Raw genomic sequence first — 25,498 nt, 5'->3', positions numbered from 1 at the left:
TGCGGCGGGGGATGCGACAGACCGCAACGGCGGTGATGCTTGCGCTGGCGATGTCCATGCCCGCCGGTGCTGAAACGCTGGCCGACATCCGCGCGGAACTTGCGCAGTTGTCAGGGCAGATGCAAAGCCTGCGCGCCGAGCTTGTGGCTTCGGGCGCGCAGGGGATGCAGGCGGCGGGCGGGGCCTCGGCGCTGCAGCGCATGGATGCGATGGAGGCGGAGCTGACCCGCCTCACGTCGCGCACCGAGGCGCTGTCGAACCGCATTGAGCAGGTGGTGAAAGACGGCACGAACCGCGTTGGTGATCTGGAGTTCCGCATCTGCGAAATGGAGCAGGGCTGCGACCCGGCAACGGTCGGGCAGTCCCAACCTCTGGGCGGCGCGGCCACCCCGAGCCAATCCGTCACCGCGCCTGCCCCCAATGCCGTTGGCACGGGGGCGGGAAATCTGGCCATGAACGAACAAGCGGACTTTGATCGAGCCAAGGGGGTGCTCGATCAAGGTGACTTTCGCGCCGCTGCGGACCTCTTTAAGACCTTTACCGAGACCTACCCGGGTGGCCCCCTGACCGGGGATGCCGCCTATCTGCGCGGCGACGCGCTGAACAAGGCGGGCGATGTGCCCAATGCCGCGCGCGCCTGGCTCGATGCCTTCTCGGCGGCGCCCGAGGGGCCGCGGGCCGCGGACAATCTGCTGGAGCTCGGCAAGGCGCTGGGCGCGCTTGGCCAGAAGACCGAGGCCTGCGCGACCCTTGCGGAAGTGCCCGCGCGGTTCCCGAGTTCGGGGGCGGCGGGGCAAGTCAGCGCAGCGCAGGCTGCGCTCGCCTGCCGGTGAGCGAAGAGGAACCCGAGGCGCTGCGCGCGGCCTTGGAGGCGGGGACCATCCCTCCAGAGGATGGCGCGCTCTTCTGGGCGGCGCAGGCGGCGCTGAACCTGTATCTGCCGGATCTCGGGCCGGGGCGGATCGGTGTCGCCGTTTCCGGCGGATCGGATTCGATGGCGACGCTCGCCCTGCTCTCGAAGCTCTCCCGAGTTGCGGCGGTGACGGTCGATCACGGGCTGCGCCCGGAAGCCGCGTCGGAGGCGGCTTTTGTGGCGCGCTTTTGTGCCGAGCGCGGCATTCCCCATACGTTGCTGAGCTGGGACGGGGCGCGCGCAGAGGGCAATCTGATGGATGCCGCGCGGCGGGCGCGGCTCAAGCTGATTGGCGCCTGGGCGCGTGGGCGCGGCATTCGCGCCGTGGCGCTTGGCCATACGGCAGATGATCAGGCGGAAACGTTCCTGATGCGGCTTGCGCGCGAGGCCGGGCTTGAGGGGCTCTCGGGCATGCGCGAGACCTTCGAGGAGGAAGACGTGCTCTGGCTGCGGCCGTTTCTGGGGCAAAGCCGCGCCGAGTTGCGTGGCTATCTGACCCGCCATGGCATCGACTGGATCGAGGACCCCTCGAACCAGAACCCGCGCTTTGAGCGGGTGCGGGCACGCGCCGCGCTCGCGGCGCTGGCCCCCCTCGGGATCAGCGCCGACAAGATCACCGCGGTGGTTGGCCATCTGGCAATGGCAGAGCAGGCGGTGGGCCTGTCGTTGCAGCGGCTGGTGGCCGATCACCTGCGTGAAGAGGCGGGCGATCTGGTGATTGATGCGCTCGCGTTTCGCAACCGTTTTGACCCGGAAACCGCGCGCCGGTTGATCAATGTGGCACTCGCCTGGGTTTCGGGGGCGGAGTATCCGCCCCGTGCGGTGAAAGTGCTCGATTTCCTGACCCATTGGCGCACGCGGCGCGACAGCACATTGCACGGCTGCCGCCTCACCGTCACCGATGATGCGCTGCGCATCACCCGCGAGGCGGCGGCGGTGGCCACGCTCCGGGTGCCGGTCGGACAGATCTGGGATCGCTGGGCGCTGACCGGCCCCGAGACGCTGGGCACCGAGACCTTGGGCCCCGAAACGCGGGAGCCCGAGGCGCAAGGCCTTGAGATCGCGGCCTTGGGCGAGGCCGGGTTGAAACAGGTCAAAGACTGGCGCGCAGCGGGCCTGCCGCGTGCGTCGCTTTTGGCCGCGCCGGGCATCTGGCGGGGCGAAACCCTCGTTGCGGCCCCGCTTGCCGGGCTGGAAAACGGCTGGAAGGCGCGGATTGTGCGCGGCAGTTTCGCGAATGCGCTAATCAGGCGTTGAACCTCGGCACTTAATCCCTATTTTCACTGACAACGGCATCGCCCCCGGGGGCGGTGCCCTGTCTTTCTTTGGAGGTATCTCTTGGGCAACCTGCGCAACCTCGCCTTCTGGGCCCTGCTGTTTGTGCTCATTCTGGTGCTGTTCAACCTGCTCGGCAATGGCCAGGGCCCGCTCAATGCGCGGCAAGTGTCCTATTCCGATTTCATCGCCGCCGTCGACAAGGGCGAGGTGAAGCAGGCGCAGCTCGATGGCGAAGACGTGCGCTATCAGGATGGGGACGGCAACAATTTCTCCACCGTCAAACCGCAATCTGACGAGATCGCCGAGCATCTGATCTCAAAGGGCGTGGCGGTGAACGTGGTCAAGCAGGAGCAATCCGGCCTGATGTCGATCCTTGGCGTCTGGCTGCCCTTCCTGATCATGATCGGGCTGTGGTTCTTCTTCATGAACCGCATGCAGGGCGGCGGAAAGGGCGGCGCGATGGGCTTTGGCAAGTCCAAGGCGAAGCTGTTGACCGAAAAGCACGGTCGCGTGACCTTTGACGACGTGGCCGGCATCGACGAGGCCAAGGAAGAGCTTGAGGAAATCGTTGAATTTCTGCGCAATCCGCAGAAATTCTCGCGCCTCGGCGGCAAGATCCCGAAAGGCGCACTGCTCGTCGGCCCCCCCGGAACCGGTAAAACCCTGCTGGCGCGCGCCATCGCGGGCGAGGCGGGCGTGCCCTTCTTCACCATCTCGGGCTCCGATTTTGTCGAGATGTTCGTCGGCGTCGGCGCCTCGCGCGTGCGCGACATGTTCGATCAGGCGAAGAAGAACGCGCCCTGCATCGTGTTTATCGACGAGATCGACGCCGTGGGCCGCGCGCGCGGCGTGGGCATCGGCGGCGGCAATGACGAGCGCGAGCAGACGCTGAACCAGCTCCTTGTCGAGATGGACGGGTTCGAGGCGAATGAAGGCATCATCATCATTGCCGCCACCAACCGCAAGGACGTGCTCGATCCCGCCCTTTTGCGCCCGGGCCGCTTTGACCGGCAGATCCATGTGCCGAACCCCGACATCAAGGGCCGCGAAAAGATCCTTTCTGTGCATGCCAACAAGATCCCGCGCGGGCCGGATGTTGACCTGCGCGTGATTGCGCGCGGCACGCCGGGCTTTTCCGGGGCGGATCTTGCCAACCTCGTCAACGAGGCGGCGCTGATGGCCGCCCGCGTGGGCCGCCGCTTCGTCACCATGGAAGACTTCGAAAATGCGAAGGACAAGGTGATGATGGGCGTCGAGCGCCGCTCGATGGTGCTGACCCCCGAGCAAAAGGAGATGACCGCCTATCATGAGGCCGGTCACGCCGTGGTCGGGCTCAAGCTTCCCAAATGTGACCCGGTCTACAAGGCGACGATCATCCCGCGCGGTCAGGCGCTCGGCATGGTGGTCAGCCTGCCCGAGATGGACAAGCTCAACTACCACAAGGACGAGGCCAAGCAGAAGATCGCCATGACCATGGCGGGCAAGGCTGCCGAGATCCTGAAATGGGGTGAGGAGCATGTCTCGAACGGCCCGGCGGGCGACATCATGCAGGCTTCGGCAATTGCGCGGGCGATGGTGATGCGCTGGGGCATGTCCGACAAGGTCGGCAACATCGACTATTCGGAAGCGCATGAGGGTTATCAGGGCAACACCGGCGGCTTCTCGGTTTCGACCAAGACCAAGGAGTTGATCGAGGACGAGGTGCGCGGCCTGATCGAGCAGGGCTATCAGGAGGCGCGCCGGATCATCGAGGAAAACCGCCAGGAATGGGAGCGTCTGGCACAGGGGCTTCTGGAGTTCGAAACCCTCACCGGCGACGAGATCCGCAAGGTGATGGCGGGCGAACCGCTTGGCTCGGATGACGACGAGCCCCGCCCCTCGGGCAGCCTGCCCACGGTGACGGCGCTGCCGCGCACCAAGCCCGCCAACAAGCCCGGCATCGCGCCCGAGCAGGGCGCCTGAGGCCAAAATTGCCACGAAATGCGTTGAAAGCCGGGATTCGTCCCGGCTTTCCTATTTGCGCTGGCGTATTCTCGCCAAGGGGGGTCGCAATCGCGCCGCGCCGGGGGTAGGGCTCCGCGATACTGTCCCTGATGTCGCAGGCATCAGGGTCGCAGCCACAGCATCGGGTGAGGAGACCCAAACGATGAAATCCGATATCGAGATTGCCCGCGCCGCGCCCCGCCGTCCGATGGCCGAAATCGGCGCGAAGCTCGGCATTCCCGAGGACGCGCTGATCCCCTACGGCCGCGACAAGGCGAAGGTGGATGCAGAATTTATCAAGACCCTTGAGCCGCGCACCGAGGGCAAGCTCATCCTCGTCACTGCGGTGAACCCGACGCCTGCGGGCGAAGGCAAGACCACGACCACGGTGGGGCTGGGGGATGCGCTGTCCCATATTGGCAAGCGCGCGGCGATCTGCATTCGCGAGGCCTCGCTTGGCCCCAACTTCGGCATGAAGGGGGGGGCGGCTGGCGGCGGGCTGTCGCAGATCGTGCCGATGGATGACATGAACCTGCATTTCACCGGCGATTTTCATGCCATTACCGCGGCGCATAACCTGCTTGCCGCGATGATCGACAACCATATCTATTGGGGTAATCCGCTCGGCATCGACACCCGCCGCGTGGTCTGGCGGCGCGTGCTTGACATGAACGACCGTGCGCTACGCGATGTTGTGGTGGGCCTTGGCGGCCCCTCCAACGGCTTTCCGCGCCAGACCGGGTTTGACATCACCGTTGCCTCCGAGGTGATGGCCTGCCTGTGCCTCGCCCGCGATCTTGCGGACCTGCAGGCCCGCCTTGGCCGGATCGTGGTCGGATACAATTTCGAGCGGCAGGCCGTGACGTGCGCAGATCTCAAGGCCGATGGCGCAATGGTGGTGCTGCTGCGCGAGGCGATGCAGCCGAATCTTGTGCAAACGATCGAACACACCCCCGCCTTTGTGCATGGGGGGCCCTTTGCCAATATCGCGCATGGCTGCAACTCGGTGATCGCGACGCGCACCGCGCTGCGTCTGGCCGATTATGTGGTGACAGAAGCGGGCTTTGGTGCGGACCTTGGCGCCGAAAAATTCTTCGACATCAAATGCCGCAAGGCGGGGCTCACGCCTGCGGCGGCGGTGCTGGTGGCGACGGTGCGGGCGCTGAAGATGAACGGCGGCGTTGCCCGCGCCGATCTCGGCCATGAGAATGTGGCGGCGGTCACTGCGGGCTGCGCCAACCTCGGGCGTCATATCGCCAACCTTGGCCGGTTCGGGGTGCCCGTGGTGGTGGCGATCAATCACTTCGATGCCGATACCGCGGCCGAGATTGCCGCCGTGCAGGCCTATGTGGCGGCACAGGGCTGCGAGGCGGTGCTGTGCCATCACTGGGCGCAAGGCGGCGCCGGGGCGGCGGCGCTGGCCGAGAAGGTTGTGGCCCTGACCGAGCGGCCGAGCGCCTTTGCGCCGCTTTACCCCGCGGCGATGGGGCTTTTTGAGAAGATCGAGACGATCGCGACGAAAATCTACCATGCCGGCGAGGTTGTGGCGGGGCCCGAGATCCGCGCGCAACTCAGGGCCTGGGAAGAGGCGGGATACAGAGATCTGCCGATCTGCATGGCGAAGACGCAATATTCGTTTTCCACCGATCCGGCACTGCGCGGCGCGCCCGAGGGCCATGTGGTGCCGGTGCGGGAGGTGCGGCTGAGCGCGGGGGCGGGGTTTGTCGTGGCGATCTGCGGTGAGATCATGACGATGCCGGGGCTGCCGCGGGTGCCTGCGGCAGAGACGATCAGGCTGGATGCCACAGGGGCGATAGAGGGGTTGTTCTGAGCCGGGCCGGGCGGCACCGGGGTTGAGAAGCGACGCACAAGGTGCGATAGGGGCAAGGCGAAACAGCGGAACATGTCGATGAAAGAGCCTTCTGAAATCCCTTCGATGGCCGCTCTGCGCGCCGAGATCGACGCGCTTGATGCGCAGATCGTGACGCTTCTGGCCGACCGCGCGCGTCTGATCGACCGCGCCGCCCAGCTCAAGCCCGGTGAGGGGCTGCCCGCGCGCATTGAGGCGCGGGTTGAGGAAGTCGTGCGCAACGCGATGCGCGAAGCCGAAGCGCGCGGGCTCGACCCGGCGCTGATCGAGACGATCTGGCGGCTTATCGTGGAGTGGTCGATTGCCCGCGAGGAGCGGGTTCTGGGCAAGGAAGACTGACAGGGAGTTCGGTGTGAGCGCGAAACGGATTGACGGAAAGGCCTTTGCGGCTGATGTGCGGGCGCAGGTCGCGACCCATGTGGCGCGGCTGAAAGAGGAGAACGGGCTCACCCCCGGCCTCGCGGTGGTGCTGGTGGGCGAAGACCCGGCGAGCCAGGTTTATGTGAAGAACAAGGGCATCCAGACCCGCGAAGTCGGGATGAACTCCTTCGAGCACAAGCTCGATGCCGCCACCTCCGAGGCGGATCTCCTGGCGCTGATTGCGCGGCTCAATGCCGACCCCACCGTGCATGGCATCCTCGTGCAGCTGCCGCTGCCGGGGCATCTCGACAGTGATCTGGTGATCAACGCGATCGACCCCGCCAAGGATGTCGATGGCTTCCATATCTCGAACGTCGGGCTGCTCGGCACCGGGCAAAAGGCGATGGTGCCCTGCACGCCCTTGGGCTGCCTGATGATGCTGCGCGACCATCTGGGTTCGCTCTCCGGGCTCGACGCGGTGGTGGTGGGGCGCTCCAACATTGTTGGCAAGCCGATGGCACAGCTCTTGCTGGCCGAAAGCTGCACCGTGACGATTGCGCATTCGCGCACGAAGAACCTCGCCGAGGTCTGCAAACGCGCCGATATTCTCGTGGCCGCCGTTGGCCGCCCCGAAATGATTCCGGGCGACTGGGTGAAGCCGGGCGCAACGGTGATTGATGTCGGCATCAACCGCATTGAGCGCGATGGCAAGACCAAGCTTGTGGGCGACGTCGATTTTGCCTCTGCCGTCGAAGTGGCCGGGGCGATCACGCCGGTGCCGGGTGGCGTTGGACCGATGACGATTGCCTGCCTTCTGGCCAACACGCTCACCGCGTGCTGCCGTGCGCATGGGCTTGCGGAACCCGAGGGGCTGACCGCCTGACCCCCTGACGCACCAAAACAGGCCGCACGGGCGGCATTCCCGGCCCGTGCGTGCGCCCCCCCCGAGGCATCTTGACCATTGCGTCAAGCAATTCTGCGAGCTAACGACCAAAGGCAAGGTGCAATTTGGGAGTGCGCGGCATCACACGCCGCGGTTCGGTGTCGGTGGATAAGTTCGTTCGATCATATATTCGGGCAATAATGTTGCCGATTGTGCCAATTGCATTGGCATTGATTTCGATTCTTGGCGTGATCGGGGCGCCGTTTGGAACCGGCGGATTGAGCCTCTTCACGCGTGTCCTGTTGTGGCCTTTGCTGGTGGCCGCCGGGATCGTTGTCGGTACCGCGTTCCGGGTGCTGGTGCGCGACTACTTTGGCATTCGTCGCTATCGCTCGGAAGTGCCGCTGCTCGCGGCTCTGTCTGCGGTGGCCCTGGCGCCGTTTTATCACGGGCTTGCCGTGATCGTGGACAAGCCGCTGCTGGTCGTGCCCGGGATGGTGGAGATTGCGATCAATATCTTTGTGGTGTCCATGGTGTTTTCGACCCTGCGCCATCTGCTCGGAGATCACTTCGTGCCGGTCTTGCCGGAGCCGTGGCAGCGCGCGGGGATGAGCGCATCCGATGTTGATGGATCTGCGCTCGCGCTCGGCACTGGCGCGCGCGGAGCCGCCTTGCCGGGGCAGGATGCGGCGGTCGCGCCCGAGGTGCGCTTGCTGACGCGGCTGGCGCCCGAGGTGCGCGGGCGCCTGATCCGGCTTGAGGTGAAGGATCACTACGTGCGGGTTGTGACCTCTGCGGGCAGCGAGAGCCTGCTGATGCGGTTGGCCGATGCCATCGTCGAGACCGAGGGCGTTGCGGGCTTGCAGGTGCATCGCTCGCATTGGGTCGCCCGGCAGGCGATCAGCGGACTGCAGCGCGAGCGCGGCAAGTGCACGCTGGTGCTGCAAGACGGCAGCCGGATTCCGGTGGCGCGCAGCCATCTGCCGAAGGTGCAGGCGCTTGACTTGCCCGAGATCGCCGACGCGCTTTGACGCCGGGGGCCCGGCTCAGTGCTGGATTTCTTCTTCGCGCACGAACATGTTCGCCCAGGCGCGGTCGATCAGCTCGGGGCTCATCTGATAGGGAATGCCCTCGAAATCACAGATCGCCATCATCTGGTCGATCAGGAACACCGGCTGGTAGTTCGCATAGATATTGCCGATGGTCGGGTATTTCACTTTCAGCAGATGCACGAGCGCCTTTTCGTTCAGGGGCATGCCGCGCTTCTTGGCCACGAGCGAAAAGATCTTGAGGTAATCTGACTGGCTCGGCCCGTCGATCTTGATCTTGAAGAAGATCCGCCGCAGCGCCGCCTTGTCGAAGATCTGGTTCGGGTGGAAGTTGGTCGAAAAGATCACCAGCGTGTCGAAGGGCACTTCGAATTTTTCGCCCGATTGCAGCGCGAGGATGTCGCGGCTTTCCTCAAGCGGCACGATCCAGCGGTTGACAAGCTTTTGCGGCGGCTCGGCCTGACGGCCAAGGTCGTCGACGATGAAGACGCCGCCGGAGGATTTCATCTGCAAGGGCGCGGTATAGGTGCGCGCGGTCGGATTGTAGGTGAGATCGAGCATGTCGAGCGACAGTTCGCCCCCCGTGATCACGGTCGGGCGGTCGCAATAGACATAGCGCTGGTCAAACCGGTTCGCGTTCTTGCGCAGGCTGGTCGGGTCATCCTCGGCTTCGGGGACGGCATTGTGCACGATCGGATCGTAGACGGTGATCACCTGACCGGCATAGGCGACCGCGCGCGGCACATAGATACGATCGCCGATGGCGTCTCGAATGCCGTTTGAAATCGAGGATTTGCCGTTGCCGGGCGGGCCATACATCAGGATCGAGCGCCCCGAAGAGACCGCCGGGCCAAGCTGGTCGATCAGCATCGGCGGCAACACCAGATGGCCCATCGCATGGGTCAGTTGCGGCCGGGTGAGCTGGATGTTGCGGATCGACTGGCGCTTCATCTGCGCCGAATATTCCGAGAGCGGCACCGGAACGGCGCCGTAATATTCGGACTGGGCCAGCGCATCGAGTGCGCGCGCCTTGCCGCCATCGGTCAATTGATAGCCCATCTCGCCGCCCGAGTTCGCATGCAGCGTGCCGGTCGCCTCAATCAGCTTCTGGGTGCGGCCAAGGTCGATCAGCTCCTGCGTCAGCGTGAGCGGCAAGGAGATGATGCGGGAGAGTTGCGAGGCAGTATCGGCATTGGTGCGGAAGATCGACTTGAGAAGAATGTCGCGCAACAGCACGGTCGAGAGGCCGGTCTCGGCGAGGCTGCGCGGGACTGGCGGAGCCAGAACGTTCTGGGCAATCATATTCATGGAAAGTCTCTCGGCCCTGGGCTGTGGTGTCGCAACGGGATTCACAGGGCAAAGCTGCCCGTCTATTGTGGCCAAAAATGGGAAAATATGCGAAGAGGCAGGGATGTCGGGCCAAAATGATGCGACAAATGCGGCAGCTCTTGGCCTTGGCATGGCGGCCTTTGCGCTCCTGCTCGCGCTGATCCCGTTCTGGCCCGGGGCGGTGGTGATCGCCCAGCACGAAGGCGATGCGCTGCATCTGGCCGATCTGGTCGGGCGCATGGCCACGGCGGGGCAGATGCCGCATCGCGATTTCATGACACCGATCGGGATCGGCGCGCTCTGGCCGGTGGCCGCCTTTGCCCGGCTCGGGTTCGGGCTTGGCCATGCCTTCCTTGCGGCACAGGCGGTCTTTGCGGCGCTTCTTTTCGGGCCGATCTGGCGTGTCGCGGTGTCGCGCTTTGCGGGGGGGCTTGCCTGGCTCTATGCCGCCTATGTGCTGATCCTCTGCCTTGCGCTCGTGCATGGCGAGACGCTGCCGGCCAACTCGCTGGCGATGCATTACAATCGCTGGTGCTGGGCGCTCGCTTATGTGGCGGTGCCGTTGGCGCTGCTTGCCCCGCGCGGGCCGCGCCGCCCGGGGCGTGACGGCGCGTTGATCGGCACGATGCTGGCGCTGATGGCTGTGATCAAGGTCACCTATTTCGTGGCTTTCGCACCGGTTGTCATCGTGGCGCTGCTGGCCCGGCGCGAGCTGCGCGCGCTCACCGTCGCGTTTTTCACCGGCCTCGCCATTGCGCTTGCGTTGACGGCACTGCTCGGGGCCGATTTCTGGGCGGGCTATCTGCGCGATCTTCTGGCCGTCGCCGCATCGAAGGAGCGCTCGGCGCCGGGCGTGAGCCTTGGCACCTTGCTGATGGCGCCACGCTACATTTGCGGCACGGCTCTTCTGCTCGCCGTGGTGATCTTCCTGCGTCAATCCGGTGCCAAAGCCGAAGGTCTGGGGCTTTTCGCCTGCGCGCCCGCCTTTGTCTATGTCACCTATCAGAACTTCGGCAATGATCCGCAATGGCTGCTGCTGCTCGGCCTTTTTGCGCTGATGCTGCGCCCCGCCGCGGCGCTGACAAACGGCTTTGGCTGGCGGCTGCGGGATGCGCTTCTGGTGAGCGGGGCGGGGGCGCTGATCCTTGCGGCGGGGCCGGCACTCAACCTCGCTTTGAGCCCGGTGCGGCAGGCGCTGGCGGATCTCGAGGGCACGGTCGCCTATTTTCCCGCGCGCCCGCAAGATGCCGATCTGCGCGTTCATGCCCGGCGGGTGCTTCGGGTCACACAGACCGTGGCGGCGGATGGCCCGGGCCAGCCCTATGCCGCGTTCGGCGCGGCGCTGCCGGCGCGGGTCGGGCAATTTATGCTCAATGGCGAAACGCTGCCCGAATGTGAACTGGCCACCGGCTATGCCGCATGGCTGGAGACCATGGCGCAGGAGCTGAAGGCCGCGGGCTATGCGGGCTCTCGGGTTTTGCTCGCGGATATCTTTTCCGGGCTCTGGCTCTTTGGGCCGTTCCCGCCGATCACCGGCGCGGCGCCGTGGTATTATAGCGGCAGCCCGGGGCTTGCGCAGGCCGATCATGTGCTCGTGCCGCTCTGCGCGGCCTCAAAACCGCAGCGGGCAGAGTTTTTGAAAGCGGCGGAGGGCGCGGGCTGGACATGGGTGGAGGAGCTGCGCACCCCCACCTTCATCTTGCTCAAACCGGTGCCGCCGACGGGCCGCTGAGGGCCCGTGCGTCAGCGCACGCGCTCGACGACGAAATCGGCCAGATCGTCGAGCATGTCGCGCAGCGGGTGCGCGGGCAGCGCCTTGAGCGCGGCGCGCGCGGTTTCGGTCCAGCCGATCGCATCGCGCCGGGTCGCTTCCAGCGTGCCATATTTCGCCATCAGCGCGAGCGCGTGCTCAAGGTCGCCCTCGCGCTGGTCGCCCTTCTCGATCACGCGTTTCCAGAACGCGCGCTCTTCCTCATCGGCCTGCGCGACCGCCTTGATCACCGGCATCGTCAGCTTGCGCTCGCGGAAGTCGTCGCCGACGTTCTTGCCGGTTTCCGCCGCAGTGCCACCGTAATCGAGAAGGTCATCGACCATCTGGAAGGCGATGCCAAGCGCATCGCCGTAATCGTAAAGCGCCTTCACCTCGGCGGCGCCCGCCTCGGCGATCACGCCGCCCACTTCGGTGGCCGCCGAGAACAGCGCCGCGGTTTTGCCGCGGATCACCCGCAGATAGATATCTTCCGTGGTGCCAAGGTTTTGCGCGGCGGTCAGTTGCAGCACCTCGCCCTCGGCGATCACCGCAGAGGCATTGGCGAGGATCTCGAGCACCCGCATCTTGCCGGTCTCGGTCATCAACTGGAACGAGCGGGCAAAGAGATAGTCGCCCACGAGCACGGAGGATTTGTTGTCCCACAACAGGTTCGCGGTGGGGCGGCCGCGGCGCTGGCCGCTTTCATCCACCACGTCATCGTGGAGCAGCGTGGCGGTGTGGATGAACTCGACCGTGGCAGCAAGATGCACGTGATAGGGGCCCTCGTAGCCCATCACCCGCGCGGCGGCGAGCGTCAGCATCGGCCGCAGCCGCTTGCCACCCGCCTCGATCAGATGCGCCGTGACCTCCGGGATGCGGGGGGCATGTTCCGAGCTCATCCGCTCCCGAATGAGCGCGTTCACGGCGGCCATGTCATCAGAGAGCGCCTGCGCAAGGCGCTCATGAGGCTTCGTGGCCTTGTTGTCGAGGCTCATCGGTCTTCCTTCCCAAATCTCCGGCTCGACAAGCGGCGAGTGCTCCCCTTAAGTCGAGTGCATGAAAGAGCTTCTGCGCACCACGGACCCGGTGAAACTCGCCCTGGCAACGGCCCTTCTTGAGGGCGAGGATATAACGGTGTTTGAACTCGACGTCCACATGAGCATTCTCGATGGCAGCCTCGGCATATTGCCGCGCAGATTGATGGTCGCGGATGCGGATTGGTTCATGGCGCAGGCGATTTTGCGCGACAATGATCTGGCGGAGGGGTGATGTTTGCACCCGAAGACTGCAGCGAGGATCGGTTTCTGGATGGCCGGTTGCGGGTGTTGCAGCCGCGGGCGGGCTATCGCGCGGCGATGGACCCGGTGCTTTTGGCCGCCGCTTGCGATGCGCGCCCCGGTCAGGCGGTGCTGGAGCTGGGCTGCGGCGCCGGGGTGGCGAGCCTTTGCCTTGGCGCGCGGGTGACGGGCCTGCGGCTCGCCGGGCTTGAGGTTCAGCCCGCCTATGCGGATCTTGCGCGGCGCAATGCGGCTGCGAACGGGATCGCGCTCGAAGTCTTTGAGGGGGATCTGGCGCAGATGCCCGGCCCGCTCCGGGGCATGAGCTTTGACCATGTCATTGCCAACCCGCCCTATTTCGCCCCCGCCTCGGGCACGGCTGCCGCCGATCCGGGCCGCGAGCGGGCGCAGCGCGAGGCCACGCCGCTTTGCGACTGGGTGCGGGCGGGCTACCGGCGGCTTGCGCCCGGTGGCTGGCTGACGATGATCCAGAACGCCGACCGGCTGGCCGAGGCGCTGAGCGCGCTGAGCCTGGGCGGCGGCTCGATCAGCATCTTGCCGATTGCGCCCCGCAGCGCTCGCGCGGCGGGGCGAATCGTCTTGCGCGCGCGCAAGGGGGGCAAGGGGCGGCTCCAGCTTCTCGCCCCCTTCGTGCTGCACGCAAAAGCGGCACATGGCGGCGATGCCGAGGATCTGACAGAGGCGGCGCAGGCCATCTTGCGCAGTGGCGCGGCCCTGTCGCTCGCGCCCTGAGGCCGCGGCGAAGCGGTGGCAATAATTCCCACACCATGAAGGCATATTATCGCCTGTGATCACGACAAAAGCGTGACAAAGCGCAAAAAACGTGGTGCACTTCTCTTACCGAGACAAGAGAGGAGACTGCCATGTCCGTGGGTTCGCATATCGCTGAACTTCGCAAAAAACATGAGGCTCTGTCGGAGGAGGTCGAAGTTGCGCTGCGCACTCCGAGCTTCAACGATCTGCAGATTTCGGAGATGAAAAAGCAGAAATTGCGGCTCAAGGAACAAATCGCCAAGCTTGAGGGTGCGGCGGTCTAACGGCAGCATTGACCGGGCGCCCCCGGTCAAGCGTGAGAAGCGTTTGGGCCTTGCGTGGTCCTAGCCGGACCGGCTGCCAAGAGCGGCCAGAAAGGCCCCCGCGGCGATCATCGCGGCGGCGAGTACCAGAACCGGACTTGCCGCCGCCTTCCCCGCAGCGATCATCACCACCGTCGAGAGCAAGGGCGCCGCATAAGAGGCCGTGCCGAGCATCTGGATATCGCCGCGTTTGACCCCCAGATCCCAGGTGTAGAAGGCCAGCCCCACCGGGCCGAGGCCAAGCGCGATCACCGCGCCCCAGCCCAGCGCAGAGGCGGGCCAGACCGTCTCTTCGAGCGCGACATGCGCGAGGCCCGAGAGCGCGGCGGTGAGCAGGCAGTACACGGCCACGGCGGCAGTGGGCACAGAGCCCAGACGGCGCGAGATCAGCGAATAGCTTGACCATGTCAGCGCGCACAGAAGCGCAAGCCCATAACCCGGCAGCGCGGTCGCCGAGGCGGCGATGCCGCCGCGCGCCACGATCAGCGCCGCCCCGGCAAAGGCCACGAGCGCGCCAAGGATGTGAAGCCGCTTGAGCGTCTCGCCCGGCAAAAGCCCCGAGAAGACGACAATCAGCAGGGGCCAGAGATAGGCAATGAGGCTGGCCTCGGCGGGAGGCGCAAGGCGCAGCGCCGAGAAATAGAGGAAATGGTAGCCAAACAGCCCTGCCGTGCCGAAGGCATAGACCTTCCATGAGATCTGGCGCAGCACCGCGAAGCCATCGGTTGTTGCCAGCCAGACAAGCCCGATGGCGCCCCCAAGCGCAAAGCAGAGCGCATTGAGCTGCAAGGGCGGCACCGGCGCCGTGCCCACCGTGAAAAGCGCCAGAAGCGCCCAGAGCGCTACCGCAGAAAAACCGATCACCGTGGCCTGAGTGCGCGACATATGCCCCCCGAAAGCAAAGAGGCCCGCAAGATGCGGGCCTCTTGTCGGTTTGCCAAGGGCAAATCAGGTCAGATACTGGCCGCCGTTGATGGTGAAGGTCGCCCCGGTGATGAACCCCGCCTGATCGGAGGCAAGAAAGACCACAGTGCGGGCGATCTCGTCGGGCTCGCCAAGCCGGCCGACCGGGATCGTGGCGATGATCGATTCGCGCACCTTTTCCGGCACCGCCATCACCATCTCGGTGGCGATATAGCCCGGGCAGATCGCGTTCACGGTGATGCCCGAGCGCGCGCCCTCTTGCGCAAGCGCCTTGGTGAAGCCGATGTCGCCCGCCTTGGCGGCGGAATAGTTCACCTGACCGAACTGGCCCTTTTGACCGTTGATCGAGGAGATGTTGATGATCCGGCCAAACTTGCGCTCCCGCATCGCATTCCAGAGCGGATGCGTCATGTTGAAGATGCCGTTCAGGTTGGTGCCGATCACCTGATCCCATTGCTCGCGGCTCATCTTGTGGAACGGCGCGTCGCGGGTGATGCCCGCATTGTTCACGAGCACGTCGATCGGGCCGAGCTCGTCTTCGATCTGGCGGATGCCGTCTTCGCAGGCGGTGTAATCCGCCACCGACCATTTCATCGTCTTGATGCCGGTCACATGGGTGAACTCGCGCGCCGCTTCGTCATTGCCGGCGTAGTTCGCAACGACCGTGTAGCCCGCCTCTTTCAACGCCATCGAAATGGCGGCGCCAATCCCGCGCGTGCCGCCGGTCACGAGTGCAATTCTGGACATGATTCCTCCTGATCAAATCTCCCTTTGAAATGCTGTTACCGAAAAGATTAACGGCGCGCAACAATGTTGCGCGCCGCTTTTTCGCATTTGCAGAAAAATAATGTCGCAGGCGAGGGGTCAGAGCCCTTCGAGGCACATGGCAACGCCCATGCCGCCGCCGATGCAGAGCGTGGCGAGGCCCTTTTTCGCACCCGAACGTTTCATTTCGAAGACAAGGGTGTTGAGGATGCGGCAGCCCGAGGCGCCGATCGGGTGGCCGATGGCGATGGCGCCGCCGTTGACGTTCACTTTCGCCGTATCCCAGCCCATGTCCTTGTTGACCGCGCAGGCCTGCGCGGCAAAGGCCTCGTTCGCCTCGATCAGGTCGAGATCGGCGGCGGTCCAGCCCGCTTTCTCCAGCGCCTTGCGCGAGGCCGGGATCGGCCCGCAGCCCATGATCGAGGGGTCAAGCCCCGCGGTGGCCCAAGAGGCGATCCGCGCCATCGGCGTCAGACCGCGCTTGGCCGCGGCTTCTTCGGTCATCAGAAGCACCACGGCGGCGCCATCGTTGATGCCCGAAGCGTTGCCGGCGGTGACGGTGCCATCCTTGATGAAGGCGGGGCGCAGTTTCTGCAGCGATTCGAGCGTGGCGCCGTGGCGGATGTATTCATCGGCATCGACGACAATGTCCCCCTTGCGGGTGCTGATCGTGAAGGGCACGATCTCGTCGGCGAATTTGCCCGCCTTTTGCGCCGCTTCGGCCTTGTTCTGGGAGGCGAGCGCAAAGGCATCCTGCATGTCGCGCGAGATCTCCCATTGCGCGGCGACATTCTCGGCGGTCTGGCCCATGTGATAGCCGTTGAAGGCGTCCCAAAGCCCGTCCTTGATCATCGAATCGATCATCTTCATGTCGCCCATCTTGGTGCCCGCGCGCAGATGCGCGACATGGGGGCTCAGCGACATGCTCTCCTGACCGCCGGCCACAACGATGTCGGCATCGCCAAGCTGGATGTGCTGGGCGCCCAGCGCCACCGTGCGCAGGCCCGAGCCGCAGACCTGGTTGATGCCCCAGGCGGCCGATTCGATCGGCAGGCCGGCCTTGATATGCGCCTGACGCGCCGGGTTCTGGCCTTGCCCCGCGCTCAACACTTGCCCCAGAATCGTTTCCGACACCTCGGCCTTGTCGATGCCCGCGCGCGCCACCACGGCCTCGATCACCGCCGCGCCCAGATCATGCGCGGGCGTGTTCGCGAAAGCGCCGTTGAAACTGCCCACGGCGGTGCGCGCCGCCGAGACGATGACGACATTGGTCATGAAATCCCCTCCTCACAGGATTGCGGGCGCCAGAAGGCGCCCTCTTGCCGCTGTGCAGCATGCCCGAAGACAGGGGGAGGTCAAGCAGATTTGAGAAGATTGGAGAGCCTGCGCGCAATTTTCTTGCGCGCGTGTCTGCGGCGCATAACTGCCACGCGGGCCATTCGCTCGGCCCGTCTCGCCCCGGTTCAGGCGCGCGCGCGGTTCGCTTCGGGCACTTTCCACGGCGGCATGATCGTCGGCGCGCCGAAGTAGAAGCCCTGCATGCAATCGACGCCAGCATTGGCCAGCCAGGCGGCATCTTCGGCGTTTTCCACCGCTTCGGCAACGGTGAACATCTCGAAATGCCGGGCAATGGACATCAGCGCCTGAGTGAGCACCTGATTGTCGCGGTTTTGCGCAATGCCGGTGATGAACTGACCGTCGATCTTGAGGATGTCGAAGTAAAATTCGCGCAGGTAGCGGAAGGAGGTATAGCCCGCGCCGAAATCATCGAGCGCGAAGGCCACGCCCTTGAGCTGCATGTCCTGCATGAAAACCGAGACCAGTTCGGGCATCGCCATCGCCGAGCTTTCGGTCACTTCGAGAATCAGGCGCTCCGCCACGGAACTGTTCATCGCGAGGCCGCGTTGCAGGGTGCGGCTCCATTCGGGGTAGCCGATCGAGCGCGCCGACATGTTGACCGAGAGCCGGAGCGTCGGGTCTTCGGCAAGCGACATCAGGCCCATTTCGAGGGTCAGGCAGTCGATCTTGCGGCCAAGCTCGGTGGTTTCGATCGTGTCGATAAAGTCTTTCGCGGGGATCACGCGCCCGTTGTCGTCGAGCACGCGGATCAGACCTTCGTAGAACGCGGGTCTTTCGGGGTGCCGGGTCTGCACGATCGGCTGGAAGGCCAAAACCACATCACGCCGCTCGATCGCGGCCGCGACCATCGACAGAATGTCACGATCCCGCTGGGAGACCGCAAAGTTGAGCGGGCTCGCATCCGAGAGCGCAATCGGGTCATGCAGCGAGTCGGGGCGCTTGGACATCATCCACTCCTTCCATATCCCGGGCAGAATGACGGAGCTGGGCTAAGAAGTGATTAAGGGCCAAAGGGTTCAGCCGGACTGGTTAATCGCAAAAGTTGCATGGGAGGTGTGGATATAAACGGCTCAGTAACGGCGCTGCTTTAGAACAGGTTGAGTTAACCATTGCCTCAGGACGCCTCAGGACGCCATGACCAGTCAAACCGATCTTTCCCGCATGCAAGAGGGAGAAGCCCTTTTCGGCTTCGACGAGCTGTTCTATTCGCGCACAGACAAGCGCGGCATCATATTGGCCGGGAACGAAGTCTTTCGGCGGGTGTCCGGCTTTCCATGGGAAAAGCTCCTTGGAGCGCCGCACAAGGTTGTGCGCCATCCCGATACCCCCCGCGGCGTATTCCGAATCCTGTGGAGCGCGCTTGGCGCGGGCCATCCGATGGGCGCCTATGTGAAGAACCGCTGTGCGAACGGCGATCACTACTGGGTGTTTGCGGTTCTGATGCCGATTGACGAGGGGTTTCTGTCGGTGCGGCTGCGGCCCTCGACGCCGCTTTTCGAGCGCATGCGCGATATTTACACGCGTATCTCGGCACGTGATCGCGCCGAAAACACCGACCCGGAGCTGTGCGCGAACGAGCTGCGGGCGATTGCCGCGACCGAAGGCTTTTCGAGCTACACGAGCTTTATGGCGTTTGCCCTCGGGCAGGAGCTTGCCGCGCGCGACAAGAAACTCGGCCGTCCCGCCGACCCGCGCACATCCCGCCTGATCGATATGAACAAGGCGCTCGAGCAGGTCACGCAAGAGCAGATGAAGCTTCTGCGCAGCTTTGAGGCGCTGCAATCCATTCCCAACAACATGCGCATCGTCGCCTCCCGGCTTGAGCCCTCGGGGGGGCCGGTCTCTGCGATTTCAGAGAATTACAAAGCCTCGTCGATGGTGATCTCGGAGCGGCTGCGCAGCTTTGTGGCCGGGCGCGACAACCTGTGCGACCGGGTCTCCCGGCAGGCGGCGCGGGCGCTGTTCCTGATGGGGTCAAACCGCGTGCTCTCGGAAATGAACGAGAATTTCGCCGAGGCCCATGCGGTGAACGGGATCGACTGGGATCACGAACGCGCGCTGCTGCGCAGGCTGGAAGACAACACCCGCCGTGCCACGCGCGATGCGATGGAGCAGGCGGTGAGCCATGCGGACGGGCTCAGCCGCTCAAGCGCGGAGATTCGGCGCCAGATGCTGGGGCTCGATACGATCCGGGTTTTGGGCCGTGTCGAATGCGGGCGGATGCGCGAGACAAGCGGCGGGCTTTCCGCCACCATCGACCAGCTCGACATCTTCCATGACGACATCAAGAAGCGTCTTGAATCGATCATGCGCCTCTCGGAGGAAATCGGCTCCTCGATGAACTCTTTCCTGCGCGGCGACCGGACCTGAGCCCCGGCCTTACCGCCCCTCGGCGCGCAAGGCGGCGATCACCGCCTTCGCCTCCGGGCTCGACCAGTTGGCCGGGCCCATGAGCTGTGCGACCACCTGACCGTCACGGTCGATCAGGATCGTTGCGGGCAGGCCAACAAGGCCGAAGGCCCGCGCCAGCCGCTCGGTCGAATCGATGAACCGCGGCAGGTGCGTCACGCCCGCCCGCGCAAAGAAATTCGCGACCTTTTCGGGCGTGTCACGCCCGCTTGCCGCCACAGTCAAAACGGCAAAATCCGGGCCCGCCTCCGCCGCGGCCAAGGCGTCGATATCGGGCATTTCCTTGCGGCAGGGGGCGCACCACGTGGCCCAGAGATTGAGCAGCACCACCTTGCCGCGATAATCCATCAGGCTGTGGCTTTTTCCGGCCTCGTCGGTGAAGGGCAAGGTGGGGGTGGGCAGCGGCGCGCTGAACACCGCAAGCTTTTTCATCTCGCCCGTGCGCAGCGGGGCCAGATCGGCCGCGGCCGCGATATTTGCGCTTAGCGCAAGCGCCGTATAAAGGACGATCAACCGCAGCATGTTGCCTCCGACGAAGGGCCAGATCATGACCGACGACACGAAATCCTCGAACGCCATGTGGGGCGGGCGCTTCGCCGCCGGTCCGGACGCGATCATGGAGGCGATCAACGCTTCGATCTCGTTCGACAAGCGGCTCTACGCGCAGGATATCCGCGGCAGCCGGGCCCATGCGGCGATGCTCGCCGCCACAGGCATCCTCAGCAATAAAGACGCCGAAGCGATCGGGGAAGGCCTTCTCACGGTCTTGTCAGAGATCGAGGCCGGGGATTTCCCGTTTTCGACCGCGCTTGAGGATATTCACATGAATGTCGAGGCGCGGCTGAAAGAGATCATCGGCGAGCCTGCGGGGCGGCTTCATACGGCGCGGAGCCGCAATGATCAGGTGGCGACCGATTTCCGCCTTTGGGTGCGCGATCAGGCCGATGCCGCCATCGAGTCGCTCACCGCGCTGATGAAGGTGCTTGTTGCGCAGGCCGAGAAGGGCGCGGGCTGGGTGATGCCGGGCTTTACCCATTTGCAGACCGCGCAACCGGTGACTTTTGGCCATCACATGATGGCTTATGTCGAGATGTTCGCCCGTGACCGCTCGCGCTTTGCAGATGCCCGCAAGCGGATGAACGAATGCCCGCTTGGCGCCGCCGCCCTTGCGGGCACCGGCTTTGCCATCGACCGGCACATGACAGCCGAGGCGCTGGGCTTTGACCGCCCCGCCGCCAACAGCCTTGATGCCGTCTCGGACCGGGATTTCGCGCTTGAATTCCTTTCCGCCTCCGCGATCTGCGCGGTGCACCTGAGCCGGATGGCGGAAGAGCTGGTGATCTGGTCCTCGGCACAGTTCCGTTTCGTGTCGATGTCGGACAAATGGTCGACCGGCTCGTCCATCATGCCGCAAAAACGCAACCCCGATGCGGCGGAGCTGATCCGCGCAAAAATCGGTCGCGTGCTCGGCGCGGCGGTGGCGCTCTTCACCGTGATGAAGGGGCTGCCGCTCGCCTATTCCAAGGACATGCAGGAAGACAAGGAACAGGTCTTTGATGCCGCCGATACGCTGATGCTGGCGCTGGCGGCGATGACCGGGATGATTGCCGATCTGACGGTGAACACCGAAAAGCTTGAGGCGGCGGCGGCCAACGGGTTCTCCACCGCGACCGATCTGGCCGACTGGCTGGTGCGCGAGGCGGGGCTGCCGTTCCGCGATGCCCACCATGTGACCGGCACGCTCGTGGCACTTGCCGAGAAAAAGGGCTGCGATCTGCCCGACCTGAGCCTGACGGAGATGCAAACGGTGCATCCGGCGCTCAATCAGAGCGTCTATGCCGTGCTCGGGGTTCACAACTCGGTCGCGTCGCGGCAATCTTACGGCGGCACCGCCCCCGATCAGGTCCGCGCACAGGTGGCGCGCTGGAAGGGGCTTCTCGGCTGAACGGAGCTTTCATGCGCATCCTCATCGCCACGACCCTTCTGGCCTGCCTTGCCGCGTGCGGCGTTGATGGGCCGCCGCAGCCGCCCGGGCCGGGCAAAACGCCGCCCGGGCTCAGCCTGAGCGGCGAGGTGACCCTCGGTATCGGCGGGAACCTCTGACCATGCCGCCGCGCCTGAGACTGTTTGCTCTCCTTGTCTGCGCGGCGCTTGCGGCCTGTTCGAGCCCGCGCGCCCATGTGCATGCCGACCGCGCGGGCAAGCTGCATCCCTCGGCCTCCACCGGCCTCGGCCCGGTGCGGGTGGGCGTGAGCGGCGCGGGCCATGGCTATGTGGGCACACATCTTGGCTGGCTCGGTCTTTCGAAGGGATTCTGAGCCCAAACCCTCACCGCGCCTTTCCTTGGCCCCCCCGAAGCGCTAGGAAACGCGAAACGGGTCGAGAGGGGCGCAATGGATCACTTTCTCTACAAGGGCGGCGTGCTGCATGCCGAGGACGTGGCAATCCCCGAGATTGCCGCCGCCGTGGGCACGCCTTTCTATGTTTACTCCGCGGCCACGCTGACGCGGCATTTCCGGCTTTTTGACGAGGCGCTCGAAGGCACCGACCATCTCGTCTGTTTTGCCATCAAGTCAAATTCGAACCTCGCCGTACTCAAGCTTCTGGGCAATCTCGGCGCCGGGATGGATGTGGTGTCGGGGGGCGAATACCGCCGCGCCAAGGCCGCAGGCGTGCCGGGCGAGCGGATCGTGTTCTCCGGTGTGGGCAAGACCCGCGAGGAGATTACCCTCGCGCTCACCGGCGGCATCCGGCAATTCAACGTCGAGAGCGAGCCGGAGCTGCGCGCAATCTCGGAGATTGCCACCGCGCTCGGGGTCACGGCGCCGATTGCGCTGCGCGTGAACCCCGATGTCGATGCGAAAACGCATGAGAAAATCGCCACCGGAAAATCGGAAAACAAGTTCGGCATCCCGATTGCCAAGGCCCGCGCCGTCTATGCCGAAGCGGCGAAGCTGCCGGGGATCGAGGTGATCGGCGTCGATGTGCATATCGGCAGCCAGCTCACCGATCTTGCGCCTTTTGAGGCGGCCTTCACCAAGGTGCGCGAGCTGACGCAGGCGCTGCGCGAAGATGGTCATGACATTCGCCGGCTCGACCTTGGCGGGGGCTTGGGCATTCCCTACACCCGCTCAAACGATGCGCCGCCGCTGCCCACCGATTACGGCGCGATGATCAAACGCGTGCTGGGCGATCTCGGCTGCGAACTCGAGATCGAGCCGGGGCGGCTGATTTCCGGCAATGCCGGGCTGATGATCTCCTCGGTGATTTACCTCAAGGAAGGCGAGGGGCGCAATTTCCTCATCCTCGATGCGGCGATGAACGATCTGGTGCGGCCGGCCATGTATGGCGCGCATCATGACATCGTGCCGGTGATCGAGGCGCAGCCGGGCACCGAGCCCGCGCCTTTTGACGTGGTCGGCCCGGTTTGTGAAACCGGCGACACTTTCGCGAAGGGGCGCGAGATGACGCCGCTTTCCTCAGGCGATCTGGTCGCGTTCCGCTCGGCGGGGGCTTACGGGGCGGTGATGTCGTCGGAATACAATTCCCGCCCGCTCATTCCCGAGGTTCTGGTCGAGGGGGATCACTTCGCTGTCATCCGGCAAAGACCGAGCTTTGAGGAAATGCTCGGGCGCGATAGCATTCCGGTGTGGCTCTGAGCTTTTCCCGGAGCCCGGAAAGGTGAGATGACGCCGCCGCCGCCCCTGCCGGGCGACCCGCTCGCCCCTCTGGCCCGGCCGATCAGGCTGACGCGGGCCGTTCTGGTGCTGGAGCGGCTGTTGCGCGCCTTCTGGCCGCTTCTGACGTTTCTGGCTTTCTGTTTTGCGGCGCTTTCCTTCGGGATCTGGTCGTGGATCGCGCCGGAGCACCGGGGGCTTGCGGGCGGGGCGGTGATTTTTGGCCTTATCGTGCTTGGCGCGCCGGGGCTGCGGCGGTTCCGCTGGCCCTCGCGCGCGGAGGCGATTGCGCGCCTCGATGCCACGCTGCCGGGCCGCCCGCTCGCGGCGCTGACTGACGGGCTTGCGCTGGGCGCCAACGACCCGGCGAGCCGGGCCCTCTGGGCGGTGCATCTGGGGCGCATGGCCGCCGCCGCGCGCGCGGCCCAAGCGCCCGCGCCCGACCCTGATCTTGCCCCGCGCGATCCGTTTGCGCTGCGGCTCTCGGCCTTGACCGCCGTGGCCTTGGCGCTTGTTTTCGGCACGCCCACGGCGATTTTTGCGCCCGCCACGCAAAGCGGCGCGCCCTTCCGTGCCGAGGCGGCGATGGGCCCCGCATGGGAAGGCTGGGCCGAACCGCCGCGCTATACCGGCCGCCCGGGGCTTTATCTCAACGGGGTGGAGGGCGATCTGCTCACCTTGCCCGAGGGCACGCGGCTTGCGTTTCGCTTTTATGGGGCGCCCGGGGCCGTGCCGTTTTCCGAAAGCGTGTCGAGCCCCGCCGCCCCGCCCCTCGATGCGGCCTCCGAGACCGCAGGCACAGAGGTGCAGAGCCGCGATTTCACGGCGGTGCGCTCCGGGGTCATCGAGCTTGGCGGGCCGATGGGGCGGCGCTTTGCGGTGATGGTTGCGCCCGATGAAACGCCCGAGGTCGATCTGCCCGCGCTTGCCGAACGGCGCGCCGATGGCAAGATGGCCCAGCCCTTTCATGCCGCCGATGATTATGGCGTGGTGCGCGGCCATGCGACGATCTCGCTCGATCTCGCCGCGATTGACCGCCGCTTCGGCCTCGCGGTCGACCCCGAGCCGCGCGAGAATCTGGTCTTTGATCTGCCGCTGCCGATCTCCGGCTCGCGGGCCGATTTTTCCGAGATGCTCGTTGAGGATGTCTCCGAGCATGCCTGGGCGAACCTGCCGGTCAAGCTGACGCTTGAGGTCGAGGACGGGCGCGGACAGATCGGCCAGAGTGCGACCGAAAGCTTTGATCTGCCGGGGCGGCGGTTCTTTGACCCGCGCGCTGCGGCCTTGATCGAGTTGCGCCGGGACATCTTGTGGTCGCGTGCGAATGCGGCGCGCTCGGCGCAAATTCTGCGCGCGATCCTCAACCGCCCGGAGGATACTTTCCCCGCGCAGCCGATGGTGGAGGTGCTTCACGGCGTCGTCGAGCAGCTCGACGCCGCGACGGTCACACCCGAGGCACGCGATGCGGTCGCCGGAATATTGTGGCAGATGGCGGAGATCCTTGAGGATGGCGGGCTTGCCGATGCGCTTGAGGCAATGCAGCAGGCGCAGGAACGGCTGAGCGAGGCGATCCGCAATGGCGCCTCGAAGGACGAGATCGCCAAGCTGATGGCCGAGCTGAAGGAAGCGACCGACCGGTACATCGAGATGCTGGCGGAGCGCGCACAGCAAGAGGAACAGGGGCCGCAATTTGGCCAGCAGCAACCCAGCCAGCACATCACCGGAGACCAGATTCAGGCGCTGATGGACCAGATCCAGAAGCTGATGGAAGAGGGCCGGATGGCCGAGGCGCAAGAACTCCTCGACCAGCTCGCGCGGATGATGGCGAACATGAAGGTCACGCAGGGCGAGGGGGGTTCCGGCAGTGGCCCCGGCGGCCAGACCATGCAGGATCTGGGCGAGACGTTGCGCGACCAGCAACAGCTTTCCGACGATGCCTTCCGGCAGATGCAGCGCCCGCCGGGCGGTGGTGGCGCCCCGGGCGCGGACCCGCAGGCCGGAGAGGGGGCGCAAGGCGCGCCCGGCGCGGATCTGGCCGGGCGGCAGCGCGCCTTGCGGCGCGAACTTGAGCGGCAAAAGGGCTTGATGCCGCGTCTTGGGGGCGAGGCGGCAGAGGCCGGGCGAGAGGCGCTTGACGAGGCGGGCCGCGCGATGGAAGGCGCGGAAGAGGCGCTGCGCGGGGGCGATATTGGCCGGGCGATCGACGGGCAAGCGGATGCGATCGAGGCGCTGCGGGAGGGGATGCGCCAGCTGGGCGAGGCTTTCGCGGGCGAAAACGGCGCAAACCAGCGTGGTGCGGGTGATCTTGGTCAGCAGCGCGGCGGCGATGCCATGGGCGGGCAGGGCACGCGGATGCTGCCGCGCGATCCGCTCGGGCGCGCGACCGGCGAAGGCAGCCAGATCGGCACCGAGGGCGACATGCTGCAGGGCGAAGATGTGTATCGCCGCGCCCGTGACCTGCTGGAGGAAATCCGGCGTCGCAGCGCCGAGCGCAGCCGCCCGGAGGTCGAGCGCGATTACCTGCGCCGGTTGCTGGACAGCTTCGGGTCGCGCTGACCGGCGCCCCCGATCAATC

At 65.4% G+C, this 25,498-nt stretch carries 24 protein-coding genes; 17 read left to right on the top strand and 7 right to left on the bottom strand.

Annotated features, from left to right (window positions below; genetic code table 11):
- The first annotated feature begins 11 nt into the window (after positions 1-11).
- From ybgF to ACFSM0_RS10925, 7 genes are all read left to right on the top strand, one after another.
- Positions 12-833: a tol-pal system protein YbgF gene (gene ybgF / locus ACFSM0_RS10955; RefSeq protein ID WP_377390252.1), complete on the top strand. Its 822-nt coding sequence runs from the start codon at positions 12-14 to the stop codon at positions 831-833.
- On the top strand, positions 830-2,170 hold the full coding sequence (tilS, locus tag ACFSM0_RS10950) for a tRNA lysidine(34) synthetase TilS (protein WP_377390250.1): 1,341 nt from the start codon (positions 830-832) through the stop codon (positions 2,168-2,170). The genes ybgF and tilS overlap by 4 nt, the downstream gene beginning before the upstream one ends.
- Before the next feature lie 81 nt (positions 2,171-2,251).
- A complete protein-coding gene (gene ftsH, locus ACFSM0_RS10945) occupies positions 2,252-4,153 on the top strand; it encodes an ATP-dependent zinc metalloprotease FtsH (RefSeq protein ID WP_377390248.1) in 1,902 nt (633 codons plus the stop codon).
- Between the two features lie 184 nt (positions 4,154-4,337).
- Positions 4,338-6,005, top strand: a complete 1,668-nt coding sequence (locus tag ACFSM0_RS10940) for a formate--tetrahydrofolate ligase (RefSeq protein ID WP_377390245.1) — start codon at positions 4,338-4,340, stop codon at positions 6,003-6,005.
- 78 nt (positions 6,006-6,083) lie between these two features.
- Positions 6,084-6,383, top strand: a complete 300-nt coding sequence (locus ACFSM0_RS10935; RefSeq protein ID WP_377390243.1) for a chorismate mutase — start codon at positions 6,084-6,086, stop codon at positions 6,381-6,383.
- A gap of 13 nt (positions 6,384-6,396) precedes the next feature.
- Positions 6,397-7,287: a bifunctional methylenetetrahydrofolate dehydrogenase/methenyltetrahydrofolate cyclohydrolase FolD gene (gene folD / locus ACFSM0_RS10930; RefSeq protein ID WP_377390242.1), complete on the top strand. Its 891-nt coding sequence runs from the start codon at positions 6,397-6,399 to the stop codon at positions 7,285-7,287.
- Between the two features lie 278 nt (positions 7,288-7,565).
- Positions 7,566-8,318, top strand: coding sequence for a LytTR family transcriptional regulator DNA-binding domain-containing protein (locus ACFSM0_RS10925; RefSeq protein WP_377390240.1), 753 nt, complete (start codon positions 7,566-7,568; stop codon positions 8,316-8,318).
- 15 nt (positions 8,319-8,333) lie between these two features.
- Here the strand turns inward: ACFSM0_RS10925 and ACFSM0_RS10920 are convergent, their stop codons facing one another.
- Complete coding sequence (locus ACFSM0_RS10920; protein WP_377390238.1) at positions 8,334-9,644, bottom strand: ATPase; 1,311 nt, start codon at positions 9,642-9,644, stop codon at positions 8,334-8,336.
- 103 nt (positions 9,645-9,747) lie between these two features.
- Here ACFSM0_RS10920 and ACFSM0_RS10915 point away from each other — a divergent pair, with 103 nt between their 5' ends.
- The gene (locus ACFSM0_RS10915; protein ID WP_377390236.1) at positions 9,748-11,397 is read left to right on the top strand and encodes a hypothetical protein; all 1,650 of its coding nucleotides are present in this window, start codon (positions 9,748-9,750) and stop codon (positions 11,395-11,397) included.
- An 11-nt stretch (positions 11,398-11,408) separates the two neighbouring features.
- Here ACFSM0_RS10915 and ACFSM0_RS10910 read toward each other — a convergent pair whose 3' ends face one another.
- The gene (locus ACFSM0_RS10910; protein WP_377390235.1) at positions 11,409-12,410 is read right to left on the bottom strand and encodes a polyprenyl synthetase family protein; all 1,002 of its coding nucleotides are present in this window, start codon (positions 12,408-12,410) and stop codon (positions 11,409-11,411) included.
- 61 nt (positions 12,411-12,471) lie between these two features.
- Between ACFSM0_RS10910 and ACFSM0_RS10905 the strand changes: the two genes are divergently transcribed.
- From ACFSM0_RS10905 to ACFSM0_RS10895, 3 genes are all read left to right on the top strand, one after another.
- Positions 12,472-12,684 carry a putative signal transducing protein gene (locus tag ACFSM0_RS10905; protein WP_377390234.1) on the top strand — a complete coding sequence of 71 codons (213 nt, stop codon included), beginning with the start codon at positions 12,472-12,474 and terminating at the stop codon, positions 12,682-12,684.
- Positions 12,684-13,445 (top strand): tRNA1(Val) (adenine(37)-N6)-methyltransferase, encoded by a 762-nt coding sequence (locus ACFSM0_RS10900; RefSeq protein WP_377390233.1) that lies wholly within the window; start codon positions 12,684-12,686, stop codon positions 13,443-13,445. Before ACFSM0_RS10905 ends, ACFSM0_RS10900 begins: the two co-directional genes overlap by 1 nt.
- Positions 13,446-13,576: 131 nt before the next feature.
- Positions 13,577-13,750 (top strand): YdcH family protein, encoded by a 174-nt coding sequence (locus ACFSM0_RS10895; RefSeq protein ID WP_097068499.1) that lies wholly within the window; start codon positions 13,577-13,579, stop codon positions 13,748-13,750.
- A 60-nt stretch (positions 13,751-13,810) separates the two neighbouring features.
- Here the strand turns inward: ACFSM0_RS10895 and yddG are convergent, their stop codons facing one another.
- The 4 genes from yddG to ACFSM0_RS10875 form a co-directional block, all read right to left on the bottom strand.
- Positions 13,811-14,674, bottom strand: coding sequence for an aromatic amino acid exporter YddG (yddG, locus tag ACFSM0_RS10890; RefSeq protein WP_377390230.1), 864 nt, complete (start codon positions 14,672-14,674; stop codon positions 13,811-13,813).
- Positions 14,675-14,737: 63 nt separating this feature from the next.
- On the bottom strand, positions 14,738-15,460 hold the full coding sequence (gene phbB, locus ACFSM0_RS10885; protein ID WP_377390228.1) for a beta-ketoacyl-ACP reductase: 723 nt from the start codon (positions 15,458-15,460) through the stop codon (positions 14,738-14,740).
- Positions 15,461-15,577: 117 nt separating this feature from the next.
- Complete coding sequence (locus ACFSM0_RS10880; protein ID WP_377390226.1) at positions 15,578-16,753, bottom strand: acetyl-CoA C-acetyltransferase; 1,176 nt, start codon at positions 16,751-16,753, stop codon at positions 15,578-15,580.
- Positions 16,754-16,941: 188 nt separating this feature from the next.
- Positions 16,942-17,784, bottom strand: a complete 843-nt coding sequence (locus ACFSM0_RS10875) for an EAL domain-containing protein (RefSeq protein ID WP_377390224.1) — start codon at positions 17,782-17,784, stop codon at positions 16,942-16,944.
- A gap of 187 nt (positions 17,785-17,971) precedes the next feature.
- On the opposite strand from ACFSM0_RS10875, the gene ACFSM0_RS10870 reads away from it, so the two are divergent.
- A complete protein-coding gene (locus ACFSM0_RS10870; RefSeq protein WP_377390222.1) occupies positions 17,972-19,207 on the top strand; it encodes a PAS domain-containing protein in 1,236 nt (411 codons plus the stop codon).
- A gap of 9 nt (positions 19,208-19,216) precedes the next feature.
- Here ACFSM0_RS10870 and ACFSM0_RS10865 read toward each other — a convergent pair whose 3' ends face one another.
- Positions 19,217-19,768 (bottom strand): TlpA family protein disulfide reductase, encoded by a 552-nt coding sequence (locus ACFSM0_RS10865; protein ID WP_377390220.1) that lies wholly within the window; start codon positions 19,766-19,768, stop codon positions 19,217-19,219.
- Positions 19,769-19,793: 25 nt separating this feature from the next.
- Between ACFSM0_RS10865 and argH the strand changes: the two genes are divergently transcribed.
- The 5 genes from argH (at position 19,794) to ACFSM0_RS10840 (ending at position 25,479) form a co-directional block, all read left to right on the top strand.
- Entirely contained in the window at positions 19,794-21,191 is a 1,398-nt protein-coding gene (gene argH, locus ACFSM0_RS10860) for an argininosuccinate lyase (protein ID WP_377390218.1), read from the top strand.
- 11 nt (positions 21,192-21,202) lie between these two features.
- The gene (locus ACFSM0_RS10855; RefSeq protein WP_377390216.1) at positions 21,203-21,349 is read left to right on the top strand and encodes a hypothetical protein; all 147 of its coding nucleotides are present in this window, start codon (positions 21,203-21,205) and stop codon (positions 21,347-21,349) included.
- A 2-nt stretch (positions 21,350-21,351) separates the two neighbouring features.
- On the top strand, positions 21,352-21,564 hold the full coding sequence (locus tag ACFSM0_RS10850) for a hypothetical protein (RefSeq protein WP_377390214.1): 213 nt from the start codon (positions 21,352-21,354) through the stop codon (positions 21,562-21,564).
- Positions 21,565-21,639: 75 nt separating this feature from the next.
- A complete protein-coding gene (gene lysA / locus ACFSM0_RS10845) occupies positions 21,640-22,905 on the top strand; it encodes a diaminopimelate decarboxylase (RefSeq protein WP_377390212.1) in 1,266 nt (421 codons plus the stop codon).
- Between the two features lie 27 nt (positions 22,906-22,932).
- Positions 22,933-25,479 (top strand): DUF4175 domain-containing protein, encoded by a 2,547-nt coding sequence (locus ACFSM0_RS10840; protein ID WP_377390210.1) that lies wholly within the window; start codon positions 22,933-22,935, stop codon positions 25,477-25,479.
- The last annotated feature ends 19 nt before the right edge of the window (positions 25,480-25,498 follow it).

Source organism: Rhodobacter lacus, assembly GCF_042683065.1.
GTDB classification, from domain to species: Bacteria; Pseudomonadota; Alphaproteobacteria; order Rhodobacterales; family Rhodobacteraceae; genus Rhodobacter; species Rhodobacter lacus.
This window is presented reverse-complemented; position numbering and strand designations above follow the sequence as displayed.

What these genes read in the sequence shown, in the direction of transcription:
- ACFSM0_RS10875 (WP_377390224.1), bottom strand. Translation starts at nt 17,784, where the DNA reads ATGTCCAAGCGCCCCGACTCGCTGCATGACCCGATTGCGCTCTCGGAT.
- lysA (WP_377390212.1), top strand. Translation starts at nt 21,640, where the DNA reads ATGGATCACTTTCTCTACAAGGGCGGCGTGCTGCATGCCGAGGACGTG.
- argH (WP_377390218.1), top strand. Translation starts at nt 19,794, where the DNA reads ATGACCGACGACACGAAATCCTCGAACGCCATGTGGGGCGGGCGCTTC.
- ACFSM0_RS10870 (WP_377390222.1), top strand. Translation starts at nt 17,972, where the DNA reads ATGACCAGTCAAACCGATCTTTCCCGCATGCAAGAGGGAGAAGCCCTT.
- ACFSM0_RS10855 (WP_377390216.1), top strand. Translation starts at nt 21,203, where the DNA reads ATGCGCATCCTCATCGCCACGACCCTTCTGGCCTGCCTTGCCGCGTGC.
- ACFSM0_RS10865 (WP_377390220.1), bottom strand. Translation starts at nt 19,768, where the DNA reads ATGCTGCGGTTGATCGTCCTTTATACGGCGCTTGCGCTAAGCGCAAAT.
- ACFSM0_RS10840 (WP_377390210.1), top strand. Translation starts at nt 22,933, where the DNA reads ATGACGCCGCCGCCGCCCCTGCCGGGCGACCCGCTCGCCCCTCTGGCC.
- ACFSM0_RS10935 (WP_377390243.1), top strand. Translation starts at nt 6,084, where the DNA reads ATGAAAGAGCCTTCTGAAATCCCTTCGATGGCCGCTCTGCGCGCCGAG.
- ybgF (WP_377390252.1), top strand. Translation starts at nt 12, where the DNA reads ATGCGACAGACCGCAACGGCGGTGATGCTTGCGCTGGCGATGTCCATG.
- ACFSM0_RS10920 (WP_377390238.1), bottom strand. Translation starts at nt 9,644, where the DNA reads ATGAATATGATTGCCCAGAACGTTCTGGCTCCGCCAGTCCCGCGCAGC.
- ACFSM0_RS10850 (WP_377390214.1), top strand. Translation starts at nt 21,352, where the DNA reads ATGCCGCCGCGCCTGAGACTGTTTGCTCTCCTTGTCTGCGCGGCGCTT.
- ACFSM0_RS10915 (WP_377390236.1), top strand. Translation starts at nt 9,748, where the DNA reads ATGTCGGGCCAAAATGATGCGACAAATGCGGCAGCTCTTGGCCTTGGC.
- ACFSM0_RS10895 (WP_097068499.1), top strand. Translation starts at nt 13,577, where the DNA reads ATGTCCGTGGGTTCGCATATCGCTGAACTTCGCAAAAAACATGAGGCT.
- ACFSM0_RS10940 (WP_377390245.1), top strand. Translation starts at nt 4,338, where the DNA reads ATGAAATCCGATATCGAGATTGCCCGCGCCGCGCCCCGCCGTCCGATG.
- ACFSM0_RS10900 (WP_377390233.1), top strand. Translation starts at nt 12,684, where the DNA reads ATGTTTGCACCCGAAGACTGCAGCGAGGATCGGTTTCTGGATGGCCGG.
- phbB (WP_377390228.1), bottom strand. Translation starts at nt 15,460, where the DNA reads ATGTCCAGAATTGCACTCGTGACCGGCGGCACGCGCGGGATTGGCGCC.
- ACFSM0_RS10905 (WP_377390234.1), top strand. Translation starts at nt 12,472, where the DNA reads ATGAAAGAGCTTCTGCGCACCACGGACCCGGTGAAACTCGCCCTGGCA.
- ACFSM0_RS10910 (WP_377390235.1), bottom strand. Translation starts at nt 12,410, where the DNA reads ATGAGCCTCGACAACAAGGCCACGAAGCCTCATGAGCGCCTTGCGCAG.
- ACFSM0_RS10880 (WP_377390226.1), bottom strand. Translation starts at nt 16,753, where the DNA reads ATGACCAATGTCGTCATCGTCTCGGCGGCGCGCACCGCCGTGGGCAGT.
- yddG (WP_377390230.1), bottom strand. Translation starts at nt 14,674, where the DNA reads ATGTCGCGCACTCAGGCCACGGTGATCGGTTTTTCTGCGGTAGCGCTC.